Source organism: Nostoc sp., from assembly GCF_036916575.1.
GTDB lineage: Bacteria > Cyanobacteriota > Cyanobacteriia > Cyanobacteriales > Nostocaceae > Nostoc.
In genome coordinates, this window is record NZ_JBALGC010000013.1 from 1 (window position 1) to 10,179 (window position 10,179).

Genomic DNA, 10,179 nt, shown 5'->3' on the forward strand with positions numbered 1-10,179 from the left:
GTATCCGCAAGCAACTGGAGTACTTCCCTACCTTGCGGATGGCGATGGAACACGTCCTGAGCTTAGTGTCCTAACCAATCTGGCGATTGCTATAAATATGTTAGAACTTCCGACAGCTTGAGCACGTTGTAGAATTTTAGAATTACCATGTTGAGAAAGAGTAAATGATCAGTATCGAGGATATATTGGCTCAAGCTGACTGATTCTCCTCTAAGGAAGCTTCATAAGCAGCGACTTCTGCATCTAATTCACGTCGATTTGCAGCCATCTCTTCTACAAAATCATCAAAAAGTGGGTCATCTTTGAAAATACCATCAAACTTAACCCAAGGATTGGTGGACTCTTTAACCTGCTGTTGCTGTTGCAAGATTGGCAAACAACAAAGCCGTAATGTAACCCACCATAAGTAAGACATGATAGGGCTGTGGAACTCACTATCATTAATTAAACCGTGAGCCATGCGGTTTCTTAAATTTGAACCGGAACGTTCAATTAATAAACCTTGAAGATCAAAAAGTGTGTCTTTATCAAAAATTGAGTTTATTTGTGGATAGTTGAGGGGAAAAAGAGTAGTATTCAAATCGCGTTCATCTTCAATTCCCTTATCGAGATCAATTTTTGAGGGTAACGCACCGTGCTTTCTGAGTAAATAACGAACAGAATTTTCAATCTGAGGAATAAGAGTATGAGTGGAAGTGATGAAATCTCCAGTTAATCCGGCGTAAAGCCCTTTTGCAAACTGATGTTCTCTCCCCGATGGTACAAAGGGGTTGTTTGAAACTATTGCAAATAAGTCTTTTTCTTGTACACTATGTTCCAAATTTATTTGATATCTAGCTGGTTCAATGTAAGCTTGAGCATGAAATACTTGATAATGAACTCCATTTTTGTACATCTCAAAAAGAATTGCCGCTTCTACTTCATCTGGATTATTGGATAAAACTGACTTGGATTGACGAGCTACAACTTTACCCATCTGATTAATCATTGCAGATGGAAATAAATGAGACAGTGGATTTTCAACAGCTATTTTCAAGACTTCTTGTCGAAGGTGAGAGACTTTATGTGGTGTTCCTAGAAATGCTAGATAAAAAAGTGCATTATCAAATTCTTTACCTTTAACATGTGATCTAGCTATATTCACTTGAACACTAATATCTGTCTCATGAGAAATTGGAACTAACTCATTTAAGGATTGCTCTTGATATTGGCTAAGAAGCTTGCGAACCTCGTCAGCTTTTTCCTTTGCAGCAATAGTTTCTTGGTTATTACCTCGGACATTCATAAAAGCTTCAAAAGCTTTCTCCATAAAATTTAATGCGCGCAGGTAGCTTGGATCTGTACCCTTAAGGCTATCTTCAGCTTCTTTTACATAAGTTTCAGCCGCCCGCATTTGTGCTGTACGTTCACTATCTTCATCTTTTTCAAAACGATGCCATTTTGCTTTAATTTCCCAATAGTTTCTAGCCCTACGCCAATCATTGCATGATTCTGCTAGGGTTGCGGCTTTCTCAGCCAGAGCAGCATATTTAGTTGGATTACCGAGTTTGTATTCTTGTAAAAGCTCCATAAGCTTTACTGACAGCCACAGTGGATCTTCTCCGTTGTAGCGATTAAGAACTGCCTCTATGTGTGCGACAACTACTTCAGCTTGATAATTAATTTTGCGTGCTAGCCGAAGTGCCCGTTCAATCCTCTCGAAACACCAACTCCACTTTTCAGGATCTTCTAATTCTGTGGCAGATTGTAAGTAGGCTGTAACAGCTAACTGTGCCATTTGATAATTGCGCTTTTTGATCCAGAGAATGTCCGCAATTCGTGCTTGAAGTTCTGGATATGATATTTCAGGAGCAATTTCAGTAAGAAAATTTAAATGTTCATCAGTAAGATTTTGGAAAACATTAGCAAAAAACTCCTCTGTTGATTCTGGCTTAATAATTGCAGCACCAGTCACGAACGCCAGAATCTCAAAGACAGACTGTTCTCTGACATTTCCTGCCTCTTTGGCTTCTTGTGCCTTGTTCCAGAAGACTTTGTTGTAAGCACTACACTCTTTTCTCTCGCTGCTATTAATCACGTCCTGCCAGCGAGAGTTAATAAAATCTTCTTTAGTGAGAGGAGGGTTTATTAATGGCATAGTTTAGAATTACTCAGCTATATATCTACTATGCCAAATCTGAAATAGATCAGGCTATTGTTAGCTCTAGCTGAATAATGCAAATAAAAGCTATAAATTAACATTCCCCGGCAGAGCCAGGGAATGAGAGAATGCTAACTCGCGGCTAAATTGCCCCAACCGACGTAGGGTAATTTTGCAGCTGTTGCCCGAACTTGGTCAGCATTCGCCACCAACTGACCGCAAGCGTCCCAAGTCCCAGAAATAAATGTGCTTCTGGTACCTTCTTCGATCGCAACTGAAACAATATAATCACCAATTCGCACTTGCAAGGTTTCCAAATTCACTGTTACGGCGGCTTGAGGATTAGCAGCGACTAAATCTTGCAGTTGTTTAACAGTAACAGCATCGGCTGTCACACATGGTATCCCCATTGCTACACAGTTACCAAAAAAGATTTCTGCAAAACTTTCACCGATTAAAGCTTGGATTCCCCATTTTGCGATCGCTTGGGGTGCATGTTCTCGTGATGAACCACAGCCAAAATTTCTATTGACTATTAAAATCTTCGCGCCTTGATACTGCGGTTGGTCAAAGGGATGTTCACCTTTGAGTGCTGTCCGGTCATCAATAAATGCGCCTTCGCCTAATCCATCAAAGGTAACGGCTTTCAAATATCGCGCGGGAATAATGCGATCGGTATCTATATCATTGCCCACTAACGGTATACCGCGCCCTGAAACTGTTTTAACTTCACTCACCATAAATTTTATATAGAAAACGTAGACACGAAGTGGCTTCCCGCAGGATACCGCAAAGAACGCTAAGGACACAAAGAAAGAAAAGTTTAAGAGATTTCTCTGTGCCACGAAGTGGGGTTACAACAACTCGCGCACATCAGAGACTTCGCCTTTAATTGCAGCTGTGGCGACCATCGCCGGACTCATTAACAATGTCCGACCGGAAGATGAACCCTGTCTTCCTTTAAAGTTGCGGTTAGAAGAGGAGGCGCTGATTTGTCTGCCTTGTAGCTTATCGGGGTTCATGGCTAGGCACATGGAACATCCCGGTTCACGCCACTCAAATCCGGCTTCCTCAAAGATTTTATCCAGTCCTTCAGCTTCCGCCTCTTCCTTCACCCTTTCAGAACCAGGGACAACGAAGGCTTTGATTCCCTCTGCAACGTGGCGACCCTTGGCGATTTTCGCAGCTTCCCGTAAATCACTAATCCTGCCGTTAGTGCAACTACCAATAAAGCAGACATCTATTTTGGTTCCCTTGATGGGTTGACCAGGATATAAATCCATGTAGCGGTAAGCTTCTTCGGCAATGAATCGGTCTTCTTCAAGCAGTTCTTCCGGTTGAGGCACTGACTGGTTGACACCGATACCTTGACCGGGAGTAATTCCCCAGGTAACAGTAGGAGGAATTTCAGCAGCGTCGAATACTACTACATCGTCGTACTGGGCATCAGTATCACTCTTTATGGATTTCCACCAAGCCACTGCTTTATCCCAATCCGCATCTTTGGGAGCAAAATCTCTGCCTTTGAGGTAATCGTAGGTGACTTGATCGGGATTGACGTAGCCGCATCTAGCACCGCCTTCGATCGCCATATTGCAAACTGTCATCCTCTCTTCCATGTTCATTTGCTCAAATGTCGTACCTGCAAATTCGTAGCCATAGCCCACGCCACCTTTAACACCAAGGGTGCGGATGATATGCAGGATGACATCTTTGGCGAAAACTCCAGGGTTGAGAGTGCCGTTAACTTCAATTTTGCGGACTTTCAGTTTTGAGAGGGCGAGAGTTTGGGAAGCGAGAACATCCCGGACTTGGCTAGTACCGATACCAAATGCGATCGCACCAAATGCCCCATGACTGGAAGTGTGACTATCTCCACAAGCGATCGTCATTCCTGGCTGGGTGATTCCTAGTTCTGGAGCGATGACATGAACTATACCCTGACTGCCAGAACCAATATTGTAAAAAGTTATGTTATTTTCTTGACAGTTATTTTCCAGCGCCTGAATCATTTCCTCTGCCAAGCTATCGGCAAAGGGACGCGCCTGATTTTCTGTCGGCACAATATGATCGACTGTGGCGACGGTACGCTTTGGAAACAGTACTTTCAGACTTCTCTCGCGTAACATAGCAAAAGCCTGGGGACTGGTGACTTCATGAATTAGATGAAGCCCGATAAATAGTTGCGTTAGCCCTGAGGGAAGTGTACCAACGGTGTGTAAGTCCCAAACTTTATCAAACAGGGTACCTTTGCTCATACGTCAATCAATATTTAAAGAGTCCGGTCTTAAATAGTATCAAAAAAAGTATAGGTTTTTGCAGATCACTTAATATTACTTACATCTTTATTTCTCTATGCCGCGCCAGTTGCTACAACGGGGTGAACCCCCGCAACGCACTGGCTTCTCTGTGCCTCTGTGGTTTCAATCTTCCTTAACGTAGACGCGTAGCGGCTTGCCGCAGGCTACCGCAGAGGCGCTGAGAACACAGAGGAAGAGAGAAGAGAGGTAATATCACCTTTGAGGCAGCAAAAGCGAAAATTCTCCGAAATATTTAAATGCAATGATGTAAATAACTTTATCCTTTTGAACAAGGATATCTAAGACAATACGAGATAATTGCACTACCAGGATTATGCCCATAGATTTACGGGAATTTTATCAGGCTAGCGATCCCAGCAGAACTCTGTTTGTCAACAATAGCTCTGATGGCAAGTATTACATCGATTTTTCCTCAGTCCGAGGTGGTGATATTCTTGGCAAGCTGAAGCAGAAAATTACTTTCTTTAAGCCCAATGAACCCACTTGCACTTTATTTACTGGACATATTGGTTGTGGGAAATCGACAGAACTATTACGGTTACAGGCAGAACTGGAAAAGTTAGGTTTTCATGTGGTCTATTTTGAGTCCAGTGATGACTTGGAAATGACCAATGTCGATATTGCTGATGTGTTGCTGGCGATCGCTCGTCGGGTGAGTCAAAGTTTGGATAAAATTACACTGGAGTCACCCAACAAGTTTAATGAGTTGCTCCAAGGTGCTTGGAAGGTCTTAAACTCCGAGGTGACGGGGGTAAAAGTTAAGGTTCCCAATGTCGGCGATTTTGGTGTCACCTCTGAAAAAGATAAGCTTTCTCTGTCTGTGGGCATTGGTGAAATCACTACCAAGATGAAAAATGACCCAACGCTGCGAGAAAAACTCAATCAGTATTTGGCACCGCAAAAAACTAAGCTGCTGGAAGCGATTAATCAAGAATTATTGGAACCTGCCGTGGCTAAACTCAAACAGCAGGGTAAAAATGGTCTGGTGGTAATTGTTGATAATCTTGACCGCATAGATAATCGTGTCAAAGCTTGGGGTCGTCCGCAGCAGGAATATTTATTTGTCGATCAGGGTGAGTTTTTGACAAGGCTTAATTGTCATCTCCTCTACACCATGCCCTTGGCTTTGAAGTTTTCCAATGATTACGGAATGTTGACTCAGCGTTTCCCAGAAGATCCCAAGGTGTTACCAATGGTACCTGTACAAAAAACTGATGGCAGTGTTCATGTAGAGGGAATGGCACTCATGCAGCAGATGGTACTAGCTAGAGCTTTTCCTGATTTGACACCAGAGGAGCGTTTAAATAAAGTTACGGAGATTTTTGATAATGCTGCTAGTCTAGAGCGGTTATGTAAAATCAGCGGTGGTCATGTGCGCGACGTGCTGAGGCTGCTGAATACCTGGATTATGGAAGAAATGAGTCTTCCCCTAACTCGTGCAACCTTAGAGCAAGTGATTCGTTCTCGGCGGAATGAAATCATGTTACCGATTTCTGATGATGAGTGGCAATTGTTACGTCATGTCAAGGAAAGGAAAAAGGTGAGTGATGACCACGGATATCAAAAATTGATCCGCAGTCGGTTTGTGTTTGAATATCGGGATGGTGGCAAGTCTTGGTTTGATGTTAATCCGGTTTTGGCTGAAGCAACAGAGTTGCAGTGAGGAGGCAAGGAATCGATGAATAATTAGATTATGAAACCAGAAACCAGAAATGTTTTGTTAAAAGCTTATGCACAACTGCACGAAATCACAGAAGAATTGTATTCAGCTTCGGATAAAGCCGTAGAAAACAACGATTTTGAGGACGCTAGCTTACTAGCTAGTAGAGCAGATAGACTTTATGAAGAGATAGAAAATTTAGAGATTGTAATTTCAGAACAGGAGGAAATATGAAAACAATCCCAGAGTTAAAGACTCGTATTAAAGAACTCAGTAAAGAAGCTGTTGAATTTAGTAGAAAAGCATCTGAAGTGTGTTTAAGTGACCGTCAACAAGCCAAGTATTTTAGACAGCAAGCAAGAGAAGCTAGCAAACGCACTCAAGTATTGATACAGGAGTTAAAACGCCAGGAAGTTTAATTTGTAGTCTTTAATCCTTTCTCTGCCTCCTACACTCTAGATTTACGTCAGCTTATGACTTATGACCGACTCGCAACCATCAGAAGATGACCATGTAAACAACGCTCGCTCACTGCAACAATTAGCTTGGGCGATTGAGTCCTCTGTAGGGCGGTTTAAGCTGATTTTGGCCCGGTGTAATTATGCTAGAGAGCGCGATCGCCTCATCCAGAAATTGTATGAAATTTGTCAAGTCGAAATTCGTGTCTTGGCGGTGCAGCAATCGAACAAGACTCTTTATACTGCGATTCAGTCAGAATTCGGCGAAGAAATAGCAGGCTGTGTAATGGTTGTCGGTTTGGAATCAGTACAGAATTTGTCTGTGATGTTAACTTCTGCAAATCAGGTGCGGGAAGAGTTTCGTAAGAATTTTGCTTTTCCCTTAGTGATATGGATTGACGATGAAATCTACAAGCAACTAATACAGTTTGCGCCAGATTTAGAAAGTTGGGCAACTACGAGAAATTTTGCCATATCAACACAAGAATTAGTAGATTTTATCATCGAAACGGCTAATCAATGGTTTAGTAATAACTTAAACTTTAGCGTAACTGTATATCTAAAACTGGAAAATGAGTTAGAAGCGGCGCAAAGATATTTACTTAGCAAACCAGATGTATATAATTTAGAACTTCAAGCTAATTTAGAATCTTTATTAGGTTTTATTAAACAGATAAATAATCACAAAGATTTGGCGATAGAGCATTATCACAAAGCTTATAAGCTCTGGCAGGAAAGTAATAATTTAGAACATCAGGCAAGAATCCTCGGTGAGATTGGCGTTTGTTATTATCTCAAAGCTTTTAAAAATCCAGATATCAATCATCCAGATTGGCAAGCGGCTTGGCATTATATTCAAGAGTATATAAATTTTATTAATCTGTTTCACAATCCAGATTTAATTGCTAATACAGTAATTAAATTCGGTGATATCTTGCGAGACTTGCAAAAGTGGGAAACGTTGCAGAGTCTTTCTGAACAAGGTTTAGTAGTACATCAAACTAACAATCAGCCAAGGGAATTAGCCAAAGATTACGGCTTTTTAGCTGAGGTGGCTTTGGCTCAAAAAGACTGGGTGAAAGCAAATCAGCTTGTTCAGCAAGCTTTGGAAGTTTTTGTTGCGATTCCCAATTTGGAATCAGCGAATATTTCAGGGGTTTTATCTGAAATTCCCGAAAGAGTTTTAAAATCAAAAGATTTGAGCTTATATCAGTTTATTTTAGGTCGTTCTCAATACCATTTAGGTCAAATTCAAGAGGCAACTCTTTGCTTAGAAACTGCTAGGGATGTGGGTAATCCCCTAGAAGATGTCAGGCTTTACTTGGATATTCTCCGTTTTTTGCAGCTGCTTTATTTTGAGCAGAAAGAATATCTCAAAGCATATAAAATCAAACAGCAGCGGCGTTCCATTGAACAGCAATTTGGCTTGCGGGCGTTTATTGGTGCGGGGAGGTTAGAAGCTACAAAACAGGCATTTGTAGAGACATTGCGCTCAAACTCTCCCCAAGGAAATATAGCCCCAGAAATTGCTGCATCTGGTCGCCTATTGGATGTAGAACGTTTGATTGAACGCATGGGTCGCCCTGATTATAAGCTGATAGTCATTCATGGGCAATCGGGTGTCGGCAAAAGTTCTCTGGTGAATGCGGGACTGATACCAGCTTTAAAGGATAAAGCGATTGGGATTCAAGATTATTTGCCGATGGTAATGCGCGTTTACACCAACTGGGTGGAAGAGTTGGGGAGGCTTTTGGGGAGAGATGACGGAGATGAGAGGGATAAAGGAGATGAGAGAGAGTTAGAAGGTCAACGTTCAGCCTCAGAAGGTCAACGTTCAGCCTCAGAAGGTCAACATTCACCCTCAGAACTCGGAAATTCGCAATATTTAATATCCAGACTCAAAGAAAACGAACAGCGCAACCTTCGCACAGTGCTAATTTTTGATCAATTTGAGGAATTTTTCTTTGTCTACACCGAACCTGCACAAAGGAAGCAATTCTTTGAGTTTCTGGGAGAGTGTCTGAATGTTCTATCGGTGAAAGTTATCTTATCGCTGCGGGTAGATTATATCCATTACTTGTTAGAGTGCAATGATTTGTCCAGCCTGAAGATTATTGGCAATGACATTCTCAGTAATAATGTGCTTTACAAGTTGGGGAACTTCTCACCTGATGATGCGAAGTTAATTATTCAGCGTTTAACTGAAAATACTAGTTTTCACTTAGAACCTGCTTTAGTTGAACAACTGGTACAAGATTTAGCCGGGGAATTGGGCGAAGTTCGTCCCATTGAGTTGCAGGTTGTGGGGGCGCAACTGCAAACGGAGAATATTACAACTCTGGTAGAATATCAGCAGCGTGGCACTAAAGAAGAACTGGTTAAGCGTTATTTGGATGAAGTTGTTAATGATTGTGGTGAAGAAAATCACCAAGCAGCAGATATATTACTTTATTTGCTGACGGATGAAAAAGGAACTCGCCCTCTGAAGACTCGCGCTGAGTTGGAACGCGATTTGTTCGCGTATTTCTCGGAGATCCCCCCAACCCCCCTTAAAAAGGGGGGCTTAATTTCTTCTACCCCCTTTTTAAGGGGGTCGCCGCAGGCGGGGGGATTAGAAACTAGGGGGGATAAAGCTTTTGACATCAGCAAATTAGATTTGATTTTAGAGATTTTTGTCCAATCCGGCTTAGTGGTTTTGCTACCAGAAAACCCGGCTGACCGTTATCAACTGGTGCATGACTACATCGCTGCCTTTATCCGCCAGCAACAGGAACCGAAGTTAAAGCAGGTAATGGCGCAACTAGAAAACGAAAGAAAGCAAAGAAAGCTGAGTGAAGCAAAACTCAATAGCTTTTTAAAACGCGCCCTTTTTGGTTCAGTTGCAGCCGGAGTAGTCTTAGCTGGACTAACAGTTACAGCCTGGGATGCAGCACAAAGGGCAGAAAAGGAAACAAAACAAGCTGCAATCAGTGAAATCAACGCCCTTGCTAACTCTTCAGCCACGTTTTCTGCCTCTGGGGAAATCAAGGATGCATTGATAGAAGCCTTAAAAGCAGGCGGAAAACTGAAAAATGCAGGTAAGGTAGCGGTAGACACCCAGACGCGGGTTGTGGGAGCATTGCGGAAAGCTGTGTACTTACAACCAGAAAACAAATTCCAAGAACTGAATACATTAATAGGTGATGGCAATGGGGTTAGAAGCGTGGTGTTCAGCCCGGATGGGCAAAGGCTGGCTTCTGCAAGTGGTGACAAGACCATCAAACTCTGGGATGCAGCCACAGGCAAACCTCTGCAAACCCTGAGTGGACATAGCGATAGGGTCTATAGCGTGGTGTTCAGCCCGGATGGGCAAAGGCTGGCTTCTGCAAGTTATGACAACACCATCAAACTCTGGGATGCAGCCACTGGCAAACCTCTGCAAACCCTGAGTGGACATAGCAGTGCGGTCTATAGCGTGGTGTTCAGCCCGGATGGGCAAAGGCTGGCTTCTGCAAGTGGTGACAAGACCATCAAACTCTGGGATGCAGCCACTGGCAAACCTCTGCAAACCCTGAGTGGACATAGCAGTGCGGTCTATAGCGTGGTGTTCAGCCCGGATGG

Annotated in this window: 7 protein-coding genes; 4 read left to right on the top strand and 3 right to left on the bottom strand. The window is 42.7% G+C overall.

Annotated features, from left to right (window positions below):
• Positions 1-190 precede the first annotated feature (190 nt).
• The 3 genes from V7L29_RS04425 to leuC form a co-directional block, all read right to left on the bottom strand.
• Positions 191-2,137 carry a DUF4209 domain-containing protein gene (locus tag V7L29_RS04425; RefSeq protein ID WP_442944131.1) on the bottom strand — a complete coding sequence of 649 codons (1,947 nt, stop codon included), beginning with the start codon at positions 2,135-2,137 and terminating at the stop codon, positions 191-193.
• Between the two features lie 134 nt (positions 2,138-2,271).
• Positions 2,272-2,880: a 3-isopropylmalate dehydratase small subunit gene (gene leuD, locus V7L29_RS04430; RefSeq protein ID WP_334734657.1), complete on the bottom strand. Its 609-nt coding sequence runs from the start codon at positions 2,878-2,880 to the stop codon at positions 2,272-2,274.
• Between the two features lie 114 nt (positions 2,881-2,994).
• The gene (leuC, locus tag V7L29_RS04435) at positions 2,995-4,398 is read right to left on the bottom strand and encodes a 3-isopropylmalate dehydratase large subunit (RefSeq protein ID WP_334734658.1); all 1,404 of its coding nucleotides are present in this window, start codon (positions 4,396-4,398) and stop codon (positions 2,995-2,997) included.
• Between the two features lie 376 nt (positions 4,399-4,774).
• Here leuC and V7L29_RS04440 point away from each other — a divergent pair, with 376 nt between their 5' ends.
• The 4 genes from V7L29_RS04440 to V7L29_RS04455 all read left to right on the top strand — a co-directional run.
• On the top strand, positions 4,775-6,124 hold the full coding sequence (locus V7L29_RS04440) for an ATP-binding protein (RefSeq protein WP_334734659.1): 1,350 nt from the start codon (positions 4,775-4,777) through the stop codon (positions 6,122-6,124).
• A gap of 30 nt (positions 6,125-6,154) precedes the next feature.
• Entirely contained in the window at positions 6,155-6,355 is a 201-nt protein-coding gene (locus V7L29_RS04445; protein ID WP_334734660.1) for a hypothetical protein, read from the top strand.
• Positions 6,352-6,540, top strand: coding sequence for a hypothetical protein (locus V7L29_RS04450; RefSeq protein WP_334734661.1), 189 nt, complete (start codon positions 6,352-6,354; stop codon positions 6,538-6,540). Before V7L29_RS04445 ends, V7L29_RS04450 begins: the two co-directional genes overlap by 4 nt.
• Before the next feature lie 61 nt (positions 6,541-6,601).
• The coding region (locus tag V7L29_RS04455; RefSeq protein WP_334734662.1) for an NACHT and WD repeat domain-containing protein at positions 6,602-10,179 on the top strand (3,578 nt) is incomplete at its 3' end.